The 19991-nt window shown below is 65.1% G+C and carries 16 protein-coding genes; 7 read left to right on the forward strand and 9 right to left on the reverse strand.

Annotation, left to right across the window (positions count from 1 at the left end; genetic code table 11):
* Positions 1-81: 81 nt before the first annotated feature.
* Together NZK81_RS11875 and NZK81_RS11880 are read left to right on the forward strand one after the other, a co-directional pair.
* A complete protein-coding gene (locus NZK81_RS11875; RefSeq protein WP_260046299.1) occupies positions 82-2262 on the forward strand; it encodes an RNA degradosome polyphosphate kinase in 2181 nt (726 codons plus the stop codon).
* Between the two features lie 54 nt (positions 2263-2316).
* Positions 2317-3798, forward strand: coding sequence for a Ppx/GppA family phosphatase (locus NZK81_RS11880; RefSeq protein WP_260046300.1), 1482 nt, complete (start codon positions 2317-2319; stop codon positions 3796-3798).
* A gap of 3 nt (positions 3799-3801) precedes the next feature.
* Here NZK81_RS11880 and virB11 read toward each other — a convergent pair whose 3' ends face one another.
* From virB11 to NZK81_RS11920, 8 genes are all read right to left on the reverse strand, one after another.
* Positions 3802-4848, reverse strand: coding sequence for a P-type DNA transfer ATPase VirB11 (gene virB11, locus NZK81_RS11885; RefSeq protein ID WP_260046301.1), 1047 nt, complete (start codon positions 4846-4848; stop codon positions 3802-3804).
* 6 nt (positions 4849-4854) lie between these two features.
* Complete coding sequence (locus NZK81_RS11890; RefSeq protein ID WP_260046302.1) at positions 4855-5946, reverse strand: TrbI/VirB10 family protein; 1092 nt, start codon at positions 5944-5946, stop codon at positions 4855-4857.
* A 3-nt stretch (positions 5947-5949) separates the two neighbouring features.
* The gene (locus tag NZK81_RS11895; RefSeq protein WP_260046303.1) at positions 5950-6780 is read right to left on the reverse strand and encodes a TrbG/VirB9 family P-type conjugative transfer protein; all 831 of its coding nucleotides are present in this window, start codon (positions 6778-6780) and stop codon (positions 5950-5952) included.
* On the reverse strand, positions 6777-8003 hold the full coding sequence (locus NZK81_RS11900) for a TrbL/VirB6 family protein (protein ID WP_260046304.1): 1227 nt from the start codon (positions 8001-8003) through the stop codon (positions 6777-6779). The genes NZK81_RS11895 and NZK81_RS11900 overlap by 4 nt, the downstream gene beginning before the upstream one ends.
* Before the next feature lie 5 nt (positions 8004-8008).
* Entirely contained in the window at positions 8009-10426 is a 2418-nt protein-coding gene (locus NZK81_RS11905) for a VirB4 family type IV secretion/conjugal transfer ATPase (RefSeq protein WP_260046305.1), read from the reverse strand.
* A 22-nt stretch (positions 10427-10448) separates the two neighbouring features.
* A complete protein-coding gene (locus NZK81_RS11910) occupies positions 10449-10730 on the reverse strand; it encodes a VirB3 family type IV secretion system protein (RefSeq protein ID WP_260046306.1) in 282 nt (93 codons plus the stop codon).
* Complete coding sequence (locus NZK81_RS11915; RefSeq protein ID WP_260046307.1) at positions 10730-11074, reverse strand: TrbC/VirB2 family type IV secretion system protein; 345 nt, start codon at positions 11072-11074, stop codon at positions 10730-10732. Before NZK81_RS11915 ends, NZK81_RS11910 begins: the two co-directional genes overlap by 1 nt.
* A gap of 214 nt (positions 11075-11288) precedes the next feature.
* Positions 11289-11666, reverse strand: a complete 378-nt coding sequence (locus NZK81_RS11920) for a hypothetical protein (RefSeq protein WP_260046308.1) — start codon at positions 11664-11666, stop codon at positions 11289-11291.
* Positions 11667-11956: 290 nt separating this feature from the next.
* Here NZK81_RS11920 and NZK81_RS11925 point away from each other — a divergent pair, with 290 nt between their 5' ends.
* From NZK81_RS11925 to NZK81_RS11935, 3 genes are all read left to right on the forward strand, one after another.
* Positions 11957-13567: a hypothetical protein gene (locus NZK81_RS11925; RefSeq protein ID WP_260046309.1), complete on the forward strand. Its 1611-nt coding sequence runs from the start codon at positions 11957-11959 to the stop codon at positions 13565-13567.
* A gap of 87 nt (positions 13568-13654) precedes the next feature.
* Positions 13655-16324, forward strand: coding sequence for a TonB-dependent receptor domain-containing protein (locus NZK81_RS11930; protein WP_260046310.1), 2670 nt, complete (start codon positions 13655-13657; stop codon positions 16322-16324).
* Between the two features lie 132 nt (positions 16325-16456).
* Positions 16457-17035, forward strand: coding sequence for a TMEM165/GDT1 family protein (locus NZK81_RS11935; protein ID WP_260046311.1), 579 nt, complete (start codon positions 16457-16459; stop codon positions 17033-17035).
* 29 nt (positions 17036-17064) lie between these two features.
* Here the strand turns inward: NZK81_RS11935 and NZK81_RS11940 are convergent, their stop codons facing one another.
* Complete coding sequence (locus tag NZK81_RS11940) at positions 17065-17739, reverse strand: response regulator transcription factor (RefSeq protein ID WP_260046312.1); 675 nt, start codon at positions 17737-17739, stop codon at positions 17065-17067.
* A gap of 198 nt (positions 17740-17937) precedes the next feature.
* Between NZK81_RS11940 and NZK81_RS11945 the strand changes: the two genes are divergently transcribed.
* Together NZK81_RS11945 and NZK81_RS11950 are read left to right on the forward strand one after the other, a co-directional pair.
* Positions 17938-18840 carry a UDP-2,3-diacylglucosamine diphosphatase gene (locus NZK81_RS11945; RefSeq protein ID WP_260046313.1) on the forward strand — a complete coding sequence of 301 codons (903 nt, stop codon included), beginning with the start codon at positions 17938-17940 and terminating at the stop codon, positions 18838-18840.
* On the forward strand, positions 18837-19907 hold the full coding sequence (locus NZK81_RS11950) for a glycosyltransferase family 4 protein (protein ID WP_260046314.1): 1071 nt from the start codon (positions 18837-18839) through the stop codon (positions 19905-19907). The genes NZK81_RS11945 and NZK81_RS11950 overlap by 4 nt, the downstream gene beginning before the upstream one ends.
* Positions 19908-19991 lie beyond the last annotated feature (84 nt).

Genomic DNA, 19991 nt, shown 5'->3' on the forward strand with positions numbered 1-19991 from the left:
GCAGATTCCCCCTGGCGCGGGGCAATTGTAGCACTAGCGTAATCGTTGCATGCGAGGGGCAGCCGTGTGAAAACGAAGGACATGCTGGACATTAGTGACGAATCGGATGGTGGGAACAGCTGCGAGACTTCGGAGCTCGGCAGCCTGCCCGTGCGCTATTTCAATCGCGAACTGAGCTGGCTCGCTTTCAACGAACGCGTGCTGGCGGAAGCTTCGAATCCCAACTACCCCCTGCTCGAGCGGCTTCGGTTCCTCTCGATTTCCGGCAGCAACATCGACGAATTCCTGATGGTGCGCGTGGCCGGCCTCGCCGGGCAGGTGCGGCGCCAGATCGAGGAAGTCTCGATCGACGGGATGACCCCCTCGCAGGCGCTTGCCGCCACGCACGAGAAAGTGCTGGAACTGCAGGCCATCCAGCAGAAGGTGTGGAGCGGCCTCAAGACCGAACTGGTCACCGCCGGGATCCGCGTCATCGGCGACGAAAAGCTCGATACTCCGCGCGAGCGCTGGCTGAAGGACTTCTTCCTCGAACACGTCATGCCGGTCATCACCCCGCAGGCGATCGACCCGGCGCATCCCTTCCCCTTCGTCGCCAACCAGGGCATCGGCGTTCTGTTTTCGCTGACCCGCACCGCGGACGAGGCGCAGGTGATGGAGATGGTCCTGATCCCCTCGCCGCTGCCGCGCTTCGTGCGCATTCCCGGCGAGCAGGCCGCGTGGATCAGCATCGAGGACCTGATCTGCCGCCACGCCGCGCAGATCTTCCCCGGTTTCCGCATCAATGGCCAGGGCGTGTTCCGCATCCTGCGCGACAGCGACATCGAGATCGAGGAAGATGCCGAGGATCTGGTGCGCTACTACCGTACCGCCATCCAGCGCCGCCGCCGCGGCCTCGTCATCGTGCTGCAGTTGCAGGGCAAGTTCGATCCGGCCGCGGAGGAACTGCTGCGCACCCAGCTGGGGCTCGACAAGGCCCTCATCATGAAGACCGAGGGCATCATCGGCTTCTCCGGGGTATCCGCCATCTGCGACGAGGACCGGCCCGAACTCAAGTTCGAACCCTATTCCCCGCGCTATCCCGAACGCATCCTCGAACACGACGGCGACATTTTCGCGGCGATCCGCGAGAAGGACATCGTCATCCAGCACCCCTACGAAAGTTTCGAGGTGGTGATCGATTTCCTGCGCCAGGCCGCGCGCGATCCGGACGTGATCGCGATCAAGCAGACGCTCTACCGCGCGGGCAAGCAGTCGGGGATCATCGCGGCCCTCATCGCGGCGGCCGAACAGGGCAAGTCGGTCACGGCCGTGGTCGAACTCAAGGCCCGCTTCGACGAGGAGCAGAACCTGCTCTGGGCCAGCCAGCTCGAACGCGCGGGCGTTCAGGTGATCTACGGTTTCGTCGACTGGAAGACCCACGCCAAGGTCTCGATGGTGGTGCGCCGCGAAGGGGACAACGAAGACGGAGGCTACCGCACGTACTGCCACTTCGGCACCGGCAACTACCACCCGATCACCGCACGCATCTATACCGACCTGTCCTACTTCACCGCCGATCCGGCGGCCGGACGCGACGCGGGCCGGCTGTTCAACTTCATCACCGGCTATGTCGAGCCCAAGCGCACCGAACTGCTCTCGATCTCGCCGATGTCGCTGCGCTCCGATCTCTACGACCTGATCGATGCCGAGATCGCCCATGCCCAGGCCGGCAAGCCCGCGGCCATCTGGGCCAAGATGAATTCGCTGACCGACGCGGACCTCATCGACAAGCTCTACGCCGCCAGCCAGGCGGGAGTGGACATCGACCTTGTCGTACGCGGCATCTGCTGCCTGAGGCCCGGCATCACGGGCCTTTCGGAGAACATCGCAGTCAAGTCGGTGATCGGCCGCTTCCTCGAACACTGCCGCATCTGGGCCTTCGCCAACGGCGCCCACCTGCCCAACCGCCGGGCCAAGGTCTTCATCACCTCGGCAGACGCGATGAGCCGCAACCTCGATCGCCGCGTCGAGATCATGATCCCGATGCGCAACAAGACGGTGCACGACCAGGTGCTGGAACAGGTCATGCTGGCGAACCTGCTCGACACCGAGCAGAGCTGGATCCTCAATCCCGATGGCACCTACGATCGCGTTGGTAACGTGGACAAACCCTTCAATATTCACCGTTACTTCATGACCAACCCATCGCTTTCCGGTCGCGGCGCATCACTTGCCAGTGGACGAAAAGTGCCAAAGCTCTCGCTTAGGCGCGGCAATATCTGACATAGGGACGCCATGCCGCCCGGAATGCCGGGCCCAGTGATTCGTCCAGACTGAATGATCGGTATCAGCCACTCGAGCGAGAAACGCGCCATCATCGACATCGGGTCGAACACGGTGCGTCTTGTAATCTACAACGGCCCGCCGCGCGCGCCGGTGGTCGTCCTCAATGAAAAGGTCAACGCGCGCCTGGGCAAGGACCTGGGCAAGACCGGCGCGATTTCCGACAAGTCCATGCGCACCGCGCTCTATGCCCTCGAACGCTTCGCGACGGTGCTGCGGTTGCAGGGCGTCGAGAACGTGCAGTGCGTCGCCACTGCCGCCGCGCGCGATGCCAGCAACGGCCAGGAATTCCTCGAGGCCGTGCGCGGCTACGGTCTCTCGCCGCAATTGCTTTCCGGAGAGGAAGAGGCACGCGCCAGTGCCAGCGGCGTGATCGCGGCCTTCCCCGGCGCGCACGGCGTCGTCGCCGATCTCGGCGGCGGCAGCCTCGAACTGGTCGAAGTCGATCGCGGTACCAGCGGCAGCGGCATCACCCTGCCCTTCGGCACGCTGCGGCTGAGCGATCTGCGCGCGAACGGCCCCGAGGCGTTCGCCAGAACGGTGCGCGAAGGCCTTGAACGCGTCGCCTGGGACAAGGGCGGCGACCAGCCTCTCTACATCGTCGGCGGCGCCTGGCGCGCGCTTGGCCTTCAGGCCATGCGCGAACTGAACTGGCCGGTCGACGACCCGCACGGGTTCGAACTACCCGCCGCCGAAGTGCTGCGGCTGACCCGCCAGTTCTCCAGAGGCCGGATCGAGAATCCCGATCCGCGCATCTCCAACGCGCGCCTCGGCACGCTGCCCGATGCCGCGGCGCTGATGACCGAGGTCGTGACCCAGCTTCGCCCCTCCCATCTGGTCTTTTCGTCCTGGGGGCTGCGCGAGGGACTGCTGCATACGCAACTGACGCCCGATGTGCAGGTTCAGGACCCGATGCTGGCCAGCATCGCCGGATTTGCCTTGGGCGAACGCGTGACCGCGCAGGACGCCCGCTCCGTCTACGACTGGACCGCCGGGGCCTGCGACGAGGATCCCGCCGAGGGCAAGTTGCGGCTGGCCGCCACACTGCTGGCACTCGCGGCGATGCGCACCGAACCCAATCTGCGCACCGAGGAAGCCATGACCTGGGCCTTGCGTAAACGCTGGATCGGTCTCGACATGCACGGGCGCGGGATGCTGGCGATGACCGTCTTCGCCAACTCGGGGCTGACCGAGATTCCCGAGCAGTTCTCGCGCCTGGCACAGCAGAGCCATCTCGACCGGGCGATCGCCTGGGGGCTTGCCGTGCGCCTGTGCCGGCGCCTCCACGGCGGCAGCGCGAAAGCCCTGACCTGGACCGCGCTGGCACGGGACGCGGAGCGCCTGACGCTGACCCTTTCGGAACCGGCCCTGCCGCTGTTCGCCAACAGCACCACCAAGGATCTCAGGATGCTGGCCGAATGGCTTGGCCTCGACTGGTGCGTCCTCGGGCCCGACGGCGCACCGATCCCGAACTGATCCTCAGCCGACAAGCGTTCGGCTTTCCGCTATCGCGCTGATCCCGCGCTTGCCCGCCTGCCGGTCAAGCTGGACGACGATGTCGATCACCGATGCGGCATATTCGAGCGTTTCCGCGCGTGTCAGCCCGATGCCGGTCTGCATGGCCATCAGCCCGATCTGCTCCAGTGCGCCGCGCGGACTGTTGGCATGCACGGTCGAGAAGGACCCCGGGTGACCGGTGTTGATGGCGCGCAGGAAGCTCACCGTCTCGTTGCCGCGCAGCTCGCCCAGCACGATACGATCGGGCCGCAGGCGCAGTGCTGCCTGCAGCAGGTCGTTGGCCGAAACCTTGGCCTCGCCCAGTTCCCCCTTCACCGCGATCAGACCCACGCCATTGGCGCCGGGCAGCCGCAGTTCGGCGGTATCCTCCACCAGCACCACGCGCTCGTGCCCGGGAATTTCCGAAAGCATCGCGTTGAGGAAGGTGGTCTTGCCGGTGGACGTACCGCCGGAAATCAGGATCGTGCGGCGACGACGGATGGCATCGCGCAGGAAGGCGATCGGCTGGGCCATCGGATCGGGCACGGGCTCTTCGGCGGGCAAGGTGATCGGTCCGCGATCATAGGCGTCGAGCGGCAGTTCGAGCAGGCGATGGCGGCGGATCGCCATGGCCCAGTTGGCACGCGTCGCCGGCGGGCCCACCAGCTGGATACGCGCCCCGCTCTGCCCGCCATAGGCTGGCAGCGTCGCGGAAAGCAGCGGATGCTCGCGGTTGATGCCCTGGTGGCTGATCCGCGCGACCTGCTCGGCCAGACGCTGGAGCAGGCGATTGTCCATTTCCGGCAGGTCGATGCGCTGCATGCCGGGATGCGCGGCATCCTCGACCCAGACTTCTCCGGGCCGATTGACGAGAATTTCCGTCACACTCTCACGCTCGAGCCACGGCCGCAAGGGCGCCAGATAAGCATCGAGATAGACGCTGCGCGGCGTCTGGGAGCCAGGCCCCGCGTCAGACACGCCAGCCGTTCCCGAAGAATGCTCCGTCTGCAAGGAAAGGACTTCTGCCATGATACGTCACTGGACCTGGCTGAAATCGAGATCCTTGGCGGTAAAGACGCGGATCGGCTGGCCCTGGCGGACACGGATCGTCGGGCCGACCGTCGAGCTGTTCTGAACCGCCGCCGCCGCCGCCGACTGACCGCCGCCGATCACGACATTGGCGCCGCTCGATGCCAGCGTGGAAAGACCGCCGACAACCGAGAGCAGCATGGCCGAACCGAAGCGTTCGAAGAAGTGACTGTTGACCTTGCCCGCCAGCCCGGTTTCACCGCCGAAGGAAATCGCCGGGGAGCCGAGGTTCACCGACACGCCGTCGGGACGGATCAGGCGCGTCCAGATCACGTAGGCGCGCTTCTGGCCGGCGGACAGGCCGCTCTTGTACTGGCCGATCAGGCGCGACGAGCGCGGGACCAGCACGTTCTTGCCGTCGAAGCTGCGCACGTCGGTGGACACGATGGCGCGGACGTAGCCGGGCACGTCGGTATCGATCGCGGTTTCCAGCACGGCCGGGATCAGCGTGCCCTGCGTCACCGTGGTCGCCGGATCGAAGGACGTGGCCGCAGTCGCCGTCGTCCCCGTTCCGGCGAGGCGTGCGGCGAAGTCCTCGTTGGCATTGCCGCCGCTCTTGAATTCGGCCGCCGGACCGGCCGCCGCCGCACCCTCGCGCGCACCAATGTCGAAAACGACAGTGGGGCTGGCATAGGGATTCGACTGAGGCTGGCCCGCCGGATTGCTCGCCGGCGGTGCCGCCAGCACCGGAGCCGGCGGCGGGGCCGCCAAAGGCTGCGTGGAAGGCCTGGGTTCAGGCTGGGCCACGGCCGGAGCAGGCGCCGGGACAGGCTGCTGCGCGGCGCCATCCTTCTTGGCCGAAGCATCGCCGGCCGGGCCATTGCGAACCGAGTCCATCGACCACAAGGTCAACCCGCCCAGCGCCGCGACGATCAGGACGCCGGCGGCAAGGCCCAGCCCGTCGCCGCGCTTGCGCTGGGTGACTTGCGGCAGGACGTTGCGGGTAGCAAGGTCGATGACCTGGGCGCCGTCGCCTTCACGCGGATCGGTGCCGGCTTCGGGCGTCATGCGCTCACGCAGGGACGAATTGGGCGCCATGTGTCAGTTCCCCTTCGCAGTCACGGGATTGGGCGTGTTCGCGGCCATGGCCGCGCTTGGTCGGGCAGTCTCCGGCAGGGTATTTTCCAGTTCCGCGCTGGCCTTGCCCGAACGCAGTATGATCTTTTCGGGCACTTCGGAAATCACGATCGTCGAGCCGCGCACGGCGTAGTTGACCGGTCCTTCCTCGCCCTTCTCGTTGAGCACCAGAATTGCGGGAACCGCTGCCTTTTCCGGCCAGAGCAGGTACGTGGCGCTGCCGTCGTCATAGACCCGCGAGGGCAGCAGCTTGTCGGAGCCCGAACGCTTCCACGCGAAGTTCAGGCTCGCCGCGTCGGCCGGAGCGGCAAGAGGATCGCCCGAGGCAAGCGCCTGCTCCATCGGGTTGAGGCTGGCCATGGCCGCGCCTGCCGCCGGCTGTTCGACCGGCTCGTCCTTGTAGGTGAAGCGCAGCATGTAGAGCGGCTTGGACCTGGGCGAAGCAACCAGATCGAAGAAATAGGTGTGGCGGTTGGTCACCACCGTCATGTTGGTGCGCGCGGCAGTTTCCAGCGGCTTCACGAAAAGCAGGTCGGCCCGCTTGTTGGGCGTGATCTGCCAGGCCTGCGAATCCCCGACCGCGACGTTTTCGATCGACTCGCCGTCCCCGAACGCAATGGCGGCCTGAATGCCGGCCTTGCCATCTATGCGAACGACTTCCTTCTCGTCATAGGCATGCTCGACGAGGCGGTCGTCGGCATGTGCCGGCATGGCCAGTCCAAGCAGCACCGGCGCCAGCAGCGCAGTGCTCGATGCCAGGGCGCGCACCCTGCTGGGCGTGGTCCCGCGAATCATTGTATCTTCTCCTTGGCCGGCATCCTGCCGGTATCGTTCGATGCGCTGCGGAAGCGGCTGCCGATCCCGCGCGTGCGCGCCGCATTGTCGCCGGAGCGCAAGGGTTCGAGCCCGCCCCCGGACACTTGCGTGACAACCGTCCTGCGCTCGCTCACGCGCGTGCCCGAATGGCTGTCCTGCGACGATGTCTCGACCATAGCCGTTGCCCCGGCACTGGCGACACCCGAAGCACGGCTCTGCTGCGCCGCCGGAGCGGGCGCGGGAGCTGCGGCATATCCTGTCGGCGCGAAAGCACCCTGCCCGCCGCGCGAAGCACTGTCGCGCTCCTCACCGGCAAGGCCGAACACGCGCCAGCCCCCCGCCATCGTCGAGGCGACCTTGACCACCATGATCATGAGCGCGACATGCACGGCAGCGACGAGGAAAAACGCCATGGCAGCGCGTCCGTCGATCTCGCCCATGTTGGCGCTCTGCACCAGGCCGGAAATGATCGGCACCAGCAGTTCCAGCGTGATCCCGCCGCCCAGCACCACGAACAGGGGCGTGATCGCCGTCAGCGCCACGCCGCGCAGCCACCCCGCGGTAAGACCGCGCGTGCCGTTGAACAGTGCCAGAACCACGAAAATCGGCCCCACCGCGAGCAGCACCGCAAGCGCGATGCGCGCGGTCAGAAGCACGCCGACAGTGCCGAGCAGCAACAGCAGCGCACCAAGCCACATGATCGTTTCGGGCGTAATCATGCCGGACGCACTCGCGGCATCCTTGGCACCGCCGCCGCTGCCTTGTGCGGCACCGTTGGTGGCAACATCGGCGATGGCGGCGAAGACGATGTCGATGCGATCGCCGAAGATCGTCGTGGCCGATCCCTTCACGCCCATGAGCTGGGCCGCGATCCAGTCCGGCCCGCCCAGCGCGAGGTTCCACACCACGCTCTGATAGGCGATCCAGCTCGTCGCGAACGTCAGCACCACGCCCAGCCGCAGCATGCGCGGCGTCAGCGCCGAAACGCCGAGCGTCGACCGTCCCGTCAGCAGCGAATAGGCAAAGAAGGCGATGTAGAGCGTGAGCAGGATGGTCAGCACCGGCGCCATTGCGCCACCCGCACCGAACAGGCGGCCGAAAGCGCTGGCCGCCATCTCGTTGGCGACGCAGTCTACCGCCCGCAGCGCCGGGGCGACCCCGGCCGAGGCGACTTGCGTAAGCTGATCGCAGGCGCTGGACATAGTGCCTACTCGGCCGCCTGGATCCAGAGTTCGCCGTCTTCGGCGTCGCCCGGCCACTGCATGCCGGTAAGCACCGGATACCAGGCCGAGGGCTCGTCGCCGTAGCGCTCGCGAAGCTGGTCGAGCTTGCGCACGGTGCTCTCGCGGCCGGACAGGACGGCGAGCACTTCGGGCATCCCCGAAAGGTCGAGACGGACCACCACCGAAGCGTCCGACTGGCGGATCAGGAAGCAGCGCGAATGCGCCGGCAGCGTGCGGATCACGTCGAGTTCGTGCTGCGTGAGGCCGAAGCCCTCGCAGTAGTCTTCGTAGCGTGCGCGGGCATTGGGCATGAACAGCATCGTCGCGGTCTGCTCGACAAGCGCCGTCGCGATCTTGCTGTCGAGCGCGTCGCGCGCCGACTGCGTCGCGAAGCCGACCAGCGCGTTGCGCTTGCGCAGCGTCTTGAGCCAATCGCGGATGCGCGCGGCGAAGACCTCGTCGTCGAGCGCCTTCCAGCCCTCGTCGATCAGGATCATCGTCGGTTCGCCGTCGAGACGTTCGTCGATCCGGTGGAACAGGTACATCATCACCGGCGTGCGCAGGCGGGGGCTTTCGAGCAGCGCGGTCATGTCGAACCCGAGCACGCGCGCGGAAAGATCGAGCCGGTCCTGCCGGTTGTCGAACAGCCAGCCATGCTCGCCGCCTTCGATCCACGCATCGAGGCGCGAGGCCAGATCGCCGGGTTCCGGACGGCGGGCGCCGGCCAGCAGTTCGCGGAAGTGCGACAGACGGCGCAGCGACGGATCGTTGTGATAGGCCGCGTCGACCGCATGCGCGATCGTCGCCAGTTCCTCCGGGCCCTTCGCCTCGAGCAGCACGCCCAGCCAGTCGCGCAGGAAGGCGCGGTTGGTGGCCGTGTCCGGCAGCGAGAGCGGGTTGAACCCGGTCGGATGGCCGGCAGCAACGCGGCTGTAGGTGCCGCCGATGCCGCGCAGGAACACCTCGGCGCCGCGATCCTTATCGAACAGGATCGTACGCGGCGCGAACTTCTGCGCCTGCGCAGCGAGAAAGTTCATGACCACGGTCTTACCGGAACCCGACGGACCGATGACGGTGAAATTACCAAGGTCGCCCTGGTGGAAGTTGAAGAAGAACGGCGTCGAGCTGGTGGTGGACAGCAGCGTGACCGCATCCCCCCAGTGATTCCCGCTCGCCTGCCCCATGGCGAAGCCGTGCAGGCTGCCGAAACAGGCCATGTTGGCGCTGGAAATCAGCGCGCGGCGCACGATGAAGCTCTCGTTCCCGGGCATCTGCCCCCAGAACGCGGGCTCCAGATTGACGTCCTCGCGCACCGCGACCGCGCCCGCATCGGCAAGCGCGGCGGCGCAGGAAGCAGTGACTTCGTCGAGCGCATCGAGCGTTTCGGCGCGCACCAGAACCGAAAGGTGATGATCGCCGAAGCCAACCGCACCGGTTCCCAGCGAATCGCGCGCGGAGGTCATTTCCCGCCGTTCGGCCATTGCTTCTTCGTCCGCCGAGCGCAGGCGGCGGATGGCGAGGTCGATTCGTTCACGCGCGATCTGGCGGTCGCTCGGCGCATAAGTTTCGGTCAGCACCAGTTCGCACGGCAGGCGCAGCAATGCGTCGGTCAGGCCCGGCGCCGTCGAATCGGGATAGTCCTTGAGCGACACGATCGAACCGAAGCTGTTGCCGTTGGCCCCGCGCAGTTCCAGCGCATCCATGCCGAAGTTGACGCGACGATAGGGCAGCATGTGGCCGATGTCGGTCCCCTCGGCGGGACGGCGAACCGGGCGCATCTCGCCATTGTAGAGCGCGCTGAGCAGTTCGAGCACTTCCGAGCATTCACCGGCAGCGCCCTCATAGTCGCCCAGCATTCGCGCGCCATAGGCACCGAGCGAGGCGACCATCGCCGACGCGGCCGCGCGCAGGGCGCGCACATCGCCGGGATCGGCTTCGACCGGGGCCGAGCCCTTGTTCTTCATCAGGCGCGAAAGCTTGTCCGCCCAGCCCGCCTTGCCGCGCGCGGGACGCCGCACCAGAGTGATGAACTGGTCATTGACGAATAGTGCGCCGGAGCTTGTCCGGGCCCGCCAGCGCGCATCGATGTGCGCGGCCAGCGGATCCTCGAAATGCCCTTCCATCTCGATCTCCACGCGGCGGCGGATGACGTGATGATAGAGGACAAACCGCGCATCGAGCGTCGAGCGCAGCAGCACCTCGCGCGTGGCGACATGGGCATTGAGTTCGTCGGTGTCGGCAGTCTCGAAGGCGAGACCCGGCACCATCAGCGAGAGCATCACCGACCCGTCGCGCAGCAACAGGACGTTATCGTCGACCAGCGCGGCATAAGGCAGCCGGTCGCCGACAAGGACTTCCTTCGCCCCCCAGCCCTTCAACGGCGATTTCTTGCTCTTGGCCATGGTTATCCTTCCCGCCCTCCCCTCAGGGCGCGTAGCTGTTGCAGCCCCAGCGCTGCCAGTTGGCAACGCGCGGGCACTTGCTGACCTTGGCAATCCACAGGTCGAAGACCCGGGGTTCGCGCAGGCATGCGAGGTATCCCACCCCGTGGATCGCAACCGCTGCCGGCAACGCCCAGAAGCTCTTGGTGATAAGGAAGATTTCCGTCGTCACCGCAGCGTTGATGATGAAGAAGCTGTAGGTCACCCCCGCGAACATCTGCGGGCGCGTGAGCGCGCGATGGACGGGGTATCGCACCAGCGCCATCAGCCGGTCGCCGCCTGCTGGATGCCCGAAACGATCGCGCCGGCGCCGAACAGGATGAAGACGCCGATGATCACGGTGGCGCCGAAGCGCCAGTTCATGCGGCCCGTGAGCATCATGAAGCCGACAGCAGCCACGGCCATGACCGCCACGGCGGTCGCGACATTACCCAGCAGCGTGCCCTGCAGCCAGCCGAGCGCCGCAACGATCGGACCGCTGCCGGCCGGATCGCTGACAACCGCCTGGGCCTGTGCCAGCGACGGAAAAAGAGCCGCGGAAACGGCTGCAAAACCACTGAAAAAGCCGCGAAGCTTGCGGCGTGAAATCTGAACGTATCGAATCACCATGCCCTCCGTATGAGCGCCCATTGCGCCATACTAATGACAAGTATGTGACGACGACACGGCGAAATGTTGCGCGCACGTTGCCGCAAGAATTGCCGTACACCCTCCCTCTGCACGGCGAGAAGGCGCCGGACAGAGCCGACACCTTCTACCACGAAGACTCATTTATATATAGTATATGCGACCGGAAGGGGCTCATCCGCCCTTGCGGCAAGCCTCAGCGGGATGCCTGGGCGATCGTGCCAAGCAACCTCTTGAGAGCGGTACGCGCCGCGACGCGCGAATCCATCCATGTTCCGTCGGCCAGCTCCAGATCGTAACGGTCCGAACTGGCAATCGCGGCGCGGTACGAGGCAATGGCCTTGTCGGCCTGGCCCGCACCGGCATAGGCGGTCCCGAGATTGATCAGCGTCGCGGGATCCTGCGATTTCGCGGCATCGCTGGCTTCCAGCTTGCGCAAGGCGGCATCCGCGCGACCCGTGGCAAGTTCCTCGTAAGCGACATCTGGCACCTTTTCAGCTCCAGGCGTTTCGATGCCGAGCGAAAAAGCCGACTGCCCCAGCAGCGCGGCGGTCATCAGGGCGGTAAGCGACACAGCGGTTCTCCCGTTTGCGATTATCGATTGAAGGCATGATCTGCCCGCATTCGCAGTTTCGCAACAAAATGACGTAAGTGTCATAAAAGTGCAATGTTAACGTGAATCCCGCAGTGAAACGCGAGTCGCAACGATCACTTTCAGCGCTGTCGGCCGATTGTCATATTACGGTCGTATAAGTGAAGATTACTGTCACCGTAGCGCCAACAAACTGTCACCCCCCACGCCTAGACGGCCAGCAACGAAGGCGGAGTCGTCGCCTCGTTCGACCAGAACACGGGGGAATCAACGTGAAGAAAATTTCCGGTCTGCTGCTCGTTGGCTGCAGCGCTCTCGCACTCGCCGGCTGTGGCGCCGATGACATCTCCTCGCCCGGCGCCGGCAGCATCACCATCAACAATCCGACACCGACACCCACTCCGACGCCGACCCCGACTTCGGGTGTTGTAACGCCAGCCGCAGGCTGCCCCACGTTCAACGCCACCGGTGGCTTGACCGACAGCGGCACCATCACCGGCCCCGAAGGCGAATGGCGCGTCTGCACGCTGCCCGCACTGGTCGACGTGACTTCGAGCCTGCCCAAAATTCCGGGCCTTCTTTATCGCCTGAACGGCCGTGTCGACGTGGGTTGCGACGGTGGCTTCTCGGCACCGACTGCCGGCACGCCCTTCACCACCACGACCGCAAGCTGCGGCGGCCGTTCGCTGACTGCCGACACCGACGTAACCCTGACCATTGATCCGGGCGTGATCATCTACGGTGAAAACGGTTCGGAGCCGGCATGGCTTGCGGTCAACCGCGGTAACAAGATCAACGCTATTGGTGCTCCCAGTGCGCCGATCATCTTCACCAGCCGCCAGAACGTTGTCGGCACCGCAACCGACGCCGACCAGGGTCAGTGGGGCGGCGTCGTGCTGATGGGCCGCGGCATCACCACGGACTGCACTGCGGGCGGTTCGGCCGCGACCAGCGCCGCCGCGGTGGGCACCGGCACGTGCGAACGCGATACAGAAGGTTCGGTCAACCCGGCCGTCTTCGGCGGCAATGACAACACCTACGATGCCGGTACCATGAAGTACTTCCAGATCCGGTATTCTGGCTATGTCCTGGGTTCGAACACCGAACTCCAGTCGCTCACGGCTGAAGCGGTCGGCACCGGCACGAAGCTGGAATACTTCCAGAGCGTGAACAGCTCGGATGACGGCGCGGAGTTCTTCGGTGGTGAAGTCAACTTCAAGCACTACATCGCCGTCAACGCCGACGACGACAGCCTCGACACCGACACCGGCGTGCAGGGCAACTTCCAGTATCTGCTTCTGCTCCAGCGCGCAGGCGACGGCGACGCTCTCATGGAAATCGACTCGAACAACCTGGAAGAGCAGTTCCCGCGCCAGAAGCTCAACGTCGCGAACTTCACCGGCGTCCAGCCGCTGGACAACTCGAACAGCGACCAGGCCGCCGTACTTGTACGCGGCAACGCGGATGTGACGTGGGCCAACGGCATTCTCAACGTGCCGAACAACGAGTGCGTCCGCCTCAACGGTTCCGGCACGGTTCCCGCCACGCTGACGGCCTACTCGACCGCACTGACCTGCAACGCGACCAAGTACCTCGCCACCGGCTCGTACACGGACGTGAATGCCATCGCGGCGATCTTCAGCGGCAACAACAACGACGACTCGCTGACCTCGACCCTGACGGACACCTTCGTCAACGGCACCAACGAGAGCGCTGTCGTCGCTTACGCCGACATCGCCAACATCTCGAGCACCTTCGACGCCGTCAGCTACATCGGCGCTGTCAAGGACGCTGCGGACACCTGGTACCGCGGCTGGACCTGCGACAACGCCACCGCAGACTTCGGCTCGGGCGAAGCTTGTACGGCGCTCCCGGTCACCTGATCGAGGCCGCCCATTGACCAACGAGGGGGGCGGTCCATTTCGGCCGCCCCCTTTCGTACTTTCCCATAAGTTCCAGGGGGATAACTCATGATGAAGCCGCGGCTTGTATCGCTGCTGCTGCTTTCCACCGCGCTGGCCACCCCGGCCGCGGCGTGGGCGCAGGAGAGCACTGAACCCGAAGCCGAAACCGCAGCGCAGCCCGCGGGCGAGGACGAGACGGCGCAAGACGAAGCGCCGGACATCTCGCTGCCAGGCGGCGCGATCGTCGTCACCGGCCAGCGCCAGCGCAATATCCAGCAGTATGCGCCGCAAGTTCTAAGCGTTCTTTCCACGCAGGAAATCGCGCGAACCGGCGAAGGCGATATTGCCGGTGCCCTCGGCCGTGTGACCGGCCTGTCGGTCGTCGACAATGGCTACGTCTTCGTGCGTGGTCTGGGCGACCGTTACTCGCTGGCGCTGCTCAACGGCTCGCCGCTTCCCAGCCCCGAACCGCTCAAGCGCGTCGTTCCGCTCGACCTGTTCCCCACCAGCATCGTGGCCTCGTCGCTCGTCCAGAAAAGCTATTCGGTGAACTTTCCTGGCGAATTCGGTGGCGGCGTCATCAATCTCACCACCAAGGCGATCCCGAACGAACCGTTCATCAAGATCGGTGGCGGTGCCACCTGGGACACCGAGACGACCAATAAGCTCGGTTACACCTATTACGGCAGCAAGACCGACTGGACGGGCTATGACAACGGCAACCGCGACAAGTCGGTCGAACTGAAGAATTATCTGTCAAGCGGCACGCTCCTGCTCGACGGTGCCAGCGACGAGGCACGCGCCATAGGCTCCACGCTGATCACCGGACGTAATGCCGTTGTCCAGCGCGATGACAACCTGCCGATCAACTTCTCCGGCAGCATCTCGGCCGGCACTTATGCCGACATCGGCGATGCCCGGCTGGGCGTGATTGCCACTGCTGGCTATTCGAACACCTGGACCACCAAGGACATCACCAACCAGCGGCCGCTCAGCAACTCCGCCTCGCAGCTGGAATCCGCGTTCCGGAACGTCGTCACCGACAACCGCATCGTTGCCAACGGCCTGCTCGGCCTCGGTCTGGAATGGGGCGACAACCAGGTGCGCTGGACGAACGTCTACATCCACGACACTGTCAAGCGCGCGGGCCTGTCCCTGGGCTACCAGGACAACAACGACGCGATCGACTATATGTACCAGAAGACGGGCTGGTACGAACGTCAGCTGATCGACACCCAGCTCGTGGGCGAATTCAAGCTCGGCGGGGATACCGAACTCGACGTGCGTGGCGGCTACGCGAACTCGAAGCGCAAGGCTCCCTACGAGATCGACCTGCAATACGTCCACCTCAATTCCGGCGAGTTCGGCGACTATTTCGTCAACCGGCTCGATGGCGGCAACCAGGGTAATGCGACCGTCGCCTTCTCGAACCTCGACGAGGACGTCTGGTCTGCAGGCATGGACCTTTCCCACACCTTTTCGCCGGGATGGACCGGGTCGGTGGGCTACGCCTATCAGCTCAACGACCGCATGACTTCGCGCAGAGCCTTCCAGTTCCGCGCACAGGGCGACGGTGAACTGGTGAGCGCGTTCGGCCTGCTGCGTCCCGACGTTCTGTTCCAGCCCGGCACGTTCTACATCAGCTCGGTTTCGGATACGAACTACACGATCCTGACCAACGAAATCGACTACGCAGGCGCCGTTTTCACGGCCAAGCTCAACAACCACGCCTGGTACGCCAAGCTCACCGGTCAGTTGACCGACGCGCTCTCGTTCGACCTCGGCGTTCGCTGGGAATATGCGACCCAGACGGCAGCGGTCGTACCCGTCGCCGATATCGTAAACGCCATTCCAGACACGAACCTCCAAGGCGAATACTGGCTGCCGGCCCTCACGCTCACCTACGAGATCGAAACGGGCATGCAGGTCCGCTTCAACGCCTCGAAGACGCTGGCTCGCCCGCAGTTCCGCGAGCTTCTCTACCAATCGTTCTTCGATCCAGAGAGCAACCGCGCCTACCGCGGCAACCCGCTGCTGACGGACAGCCAGCTCTACAACGCGGAAGGTCGTTTCGAGTGGTATTTCGCGCCCGAGCAACGCGTCTCGATCGGTGCATTTTTCAAGCGCCTCGACAACCCGATCGAAACGTTCCTGGTCCGCCCGGGCAACGACTACATCACGACTTACGCCAATGCACCCAAGGCCGACCTTTACGGTGCCGAAATCGAAGTGCAGAAATACTTCGATCTCTTCGCGGACCGGCGCCTTCTGATATCTGCCAACTACACCTACACGAAGTCCAAGCTGAAGGTGAAGGAAGGCGACACAACGGCGGTTTACGGTTCGTCCTCGAACAACGCTCTGGACTATTTCCGGAACGGCGCGCCGCTCACCGGTCAGTCCGAGCACATCGCGAACGTCCAGATCGGCCTGGAACAGCAAGGTGGCCTGTCCCAACAAACCTTCCTGATCAACTACGCCAGCAAGCGCGCGACAAGCCGCGGCCTCAACCAGTCGGGCCAGCCGGACATCTTCCAGGATCCCGGCCTGACCATCGACTTTGTCGCCCGCCAGGGTATCACGCTGGCCGGTACCGATGTCGAAATCAAGTTCGAGGCCCGCAACCTGACCGGTCGTCGGCATCTTGAATACCAGGATTTCAGCGACGGTCGCGTTCAGATCAACAGCTACGACGTGGGCCGCACGATCTCGCTCTCGGCCTCGCTCGAATTCTGATCCGTTTCTCACCGGGAGGTCCCTGTCCTCCCAACGGCACCTTAGACAGCCCGGTCGCAGCAATGCGGCCGGGCTCTTTTTTCTTTGCGCGCCAGCGTGTTCACACTTATGCGCTGCGGCCGGAGAATTCGCTTGGAAGCCCTGCTCACTTCAACCGCCGTCGTCGCCCTCGCCGAGATCGGCGACAAGACCCAACTGCTCGCCATCGTGCTCGCCACGCGCTTCAAGCGCCCTTGGCCGATCATCTGCGGCATTCTGGTCGCGACGCTCGCCAACCACTTCCTGGCGGCGCTGGTGGGCGAGCAGGCCGCGTCCTTCCTCGACGGGCTGTGGTTTCGCTATCTCGTCGCCGCCAGCTTCCTCCTCATGGCGGGCTGGACACTCGTTCCCGACAAGTTCGACGACGATGAAGACCCCAGGCCAAGCCGGTTCGGCCCTTTCATCGCCACGACCATCGCCTTTTTCCTCGTGGAGATGGGCGACAAGACGCAAGTCGCCACAATCGCCCTGGGCGCGCGTTTCCAGACCGTGGTCCCGGTTACGACCGGCACTACGCTGGGCATGCTGATCGCCAACGTACCCGCCGTGTTCCTCGGTCACGAAATCATCAAGCGCGTGCCGCTTGGCACCGTGCGCGTGATCGCGGCACTGCTTTTCCTGGCGATCGGGCTATGGCTGCTGACGCAAACGGCAGGCTGGATGCCCTCGTGAGGCCCTGAGCTTCCTGCCTGCCCTGCCTGTTACACGGTATCGAAGACGTACCCCAGCGAGCGTACGGTACGCAGCGGATTGCCCGCACCGGCACCCTTGAGCGCACGGCGCAGCCGGCCGATCCATACATCGACGGTGCGTTCGTCCACCGGCGGTTCCTGCTTGCCGAGCGCGGCGATGAGCTGGCCGCGGCTGAAAACGCGGCCGGGATGCTCGATGAAATAACGCAGGAGACGAAGCTCGTTGGGCATAAGCGGGATCGGCTTGCCCTGCCAGCGCGCCTGGAACGCGCTGACATCCACGGTCAGTTCACCCTGCGCGACAACCCGGATGCCCGCGCTGTCCTGATCGCCGAGGTTGGCACCAAGCACGCGGTCGAGCAGCGCCGTGCGGGCAAGCGGACCGACCATGTAATCGTCCGCCCCCATGCGCAGCGCGCGCTTGCGATCCTCGAGGTTGTCCTCCTCGAGCACCATGGTCACGTGCGCATGAGCCGTGAGCGGATCGGCCCGCAGGCGCCGGCACAGTTCCAGACCCGACATTTCGGGCAGGACCCAGTCGATGAAGACCCACAGCGCGCCCTCGATGAGCGGCAGCTCGGCGAAGTCCGTCCACCGATGCAGAACGACATCGAAGTCGTCATGCCGAAAGGCCGCCAGCCCTCCGGAAAGCTCGCTCGCCAGCAATATATCGATCCGCCGCATTGCCCCTGCCCGATTGGTACGGCGGGCTGTCTGCCCTCGGAGTGTGACGAACGGGTGACATATCGGTGACGGGACCATGAAAACTATTCGGCGGTCGCGCGTCCATGTGGATTGTCACGGAACTGACCCGCAACCGTCACGGCCGCGCAACGGCGCAATGCAATAGGGAAGCTCGCTGGCAACGGGGGCAACCGAGCGATGCGAACCGACGTGGATACTCTTCTCGAACAGCACACGGGCAACGGCAGCCGGATTCCGGCATGGCTCGATCTGCCCGATCCCAAGGGCTTCAAACCCAAGCGCAAGTACCGCACGATCTGGATTTCCGACGTGCATCTGGGCACGCGCGGCTGCAACGCCGCGCTCTTGGTCGACTTCCTGCGGTCGGTACAGTGCGACACGCTCTATCTCGTCGGCGACATCGTCGACGGCTGGCGCCTGCGCAAGGGCTGGTACTGGCCCGATGCCCACAACGAAGTGGTGCGGCGCATCCTCAAGATGGCCCATCGCGGCACCCGCGTGGTCTTCATCGCCGGCAATCACGACGAAATGCTGCGCGACTATGCCGGGCTCACGTTCGGCGGCGTCGAACTCGCGCTCGAAGCGGTCCATGAAACGGTCGACGGGCGGCGCCTGCTGGTGACCCACGGCGATGCCTTCGACGGCGTCGTGCTCTACCACAAGTGGCTCGCGTTCCTGGGCGACAAGGCCTACTCGATGCTGCTGCGCATGAACATCGCCTTCAATGCCGTGCGGCGGCGCCTGCGGATGCCGTACTGGTCGCTCTCCGCCTACATGAAGAAGAAGGTCAAGAACGCGGTCCAGTACGTGTGCAGCTACGAGGAAGCCGTGGCTTCCGAAGCGATCAGCCGCGGTTTCGATGGCGTCGTGTGCGGCCACATCCACTGCGCCGAAATCCGCCAGTTCGGCGGCATTACCTACTACAACGACGGCGACTGGGTGGAAAGCTGCACCGCCCTTGCAGAGGATGCCAGCGGCCAGATCGAAATCATCGACTGGGTCGCCGAAACCGGTGGCCACGCCAGCGACACCGTGGTTACCGAACTGGGCGCCGCGATACCGGCCGAGGCCGGCGCGTGAAGCTGGCGCTGGCGACCGACGCCTGGCTGCCTCAGGTCAACGGCGTCGTCCGCTCGCTTTCGGCGACGCTCGAAGAACTCACGCAGCGCGGCCACAGCGTCGAGACGATCACGCCCGACCGTTTCCTGACGGTGCCGATGCCCGGCTATGCCTCGATCCGACTGGCCATGGCACCCCGCTTCGGCATACGCCGGATGCTCGACAGGTCGGCCCCCGAAATCGTCCACATCGCCACCGAAGGCCCGATCGGCTGGGCGGCGCGCGGCTGGTGCCTTTCGCGCGGCGTGCCGTTCACTTCGGCCTTCCACACCCGCTTTCCCGAATATGCCGCCGTGCGGACGGGCCTCTCCGCCGAATACTTCTGGCCGATCCTGCAGCGCTTCCATGCGCCGAGCAGCGCGGTGCTCGTTTCCACCCGCAGCCTTGCGGACGAACTTGCCGGGCGCGGCATCGAGCATACGCGCCCATGGAGCCGCGGCATCGATCATTCGCTGTTCCGTCCCGAGGGTCCGCGCCATCCGGCGATGACTGCCCTTCCCGGCCCGGTCCTGCTCAACGTCGGGCGGGTCGCACCGGAAAAGAACCTCGAAGCCTTCCTCTCGGCCGACGTTCCCGGCAGCAAGGTCGTGGTCGGCGATGGCCCGGCGCTCGATAGCCTTAAGCGCCGCTATCCCGAAGTGCTGTTCCTCGGTTCGCTGGCCGGAGAAGAACTCGCCTCGGCTTACCGTGCCGCCGACTGCTTCGTGTTCCCCAGCCTGACCGACACTTTCGGCCTCGTCGTGATCGAGGCGCTGGCCTGCGGCACGCCGGTCGCGGCCTATCCGGTTACCGGCCCGATCGACATTCTCGGCCGCGACGGCTGCGGCGTGGACACGCGGGTGCCATTCCCTGGCGGTGCCGTCGACGAGGATCTGGAACAGGCGATCGCGGCTGCGCTGCGTATCGAACGCGGGGATGCCGCGGCGCTTGGCGGGCTCTATTCGTGGCGGCGCGCCACCGACCAGTTCCTGCGGGCCATCGCCTCGGCGCTCAATGACCAGGATCGCAGGATGAGAAACGCCGCCTGAGGCTTATACGCCCCACAGCCGTTTGACCTGCCAACGCGATTGCTGTTCCCTCTTCCGAAAGAAGTATCCGGGAGAGGGAATTTC

It is taken from the genome of Novosphingobium mangrovisedimenti (assembly GCF_025153475.1).
In the GTDB taxonomy this organism is placed as follows: Bacteria; Pseudomonadota; Alphaproteobacteria; order Sphingomonadales; family Sphingomonadaceae; genus Novosphingobium; species Novosphingobium mangrovi_A.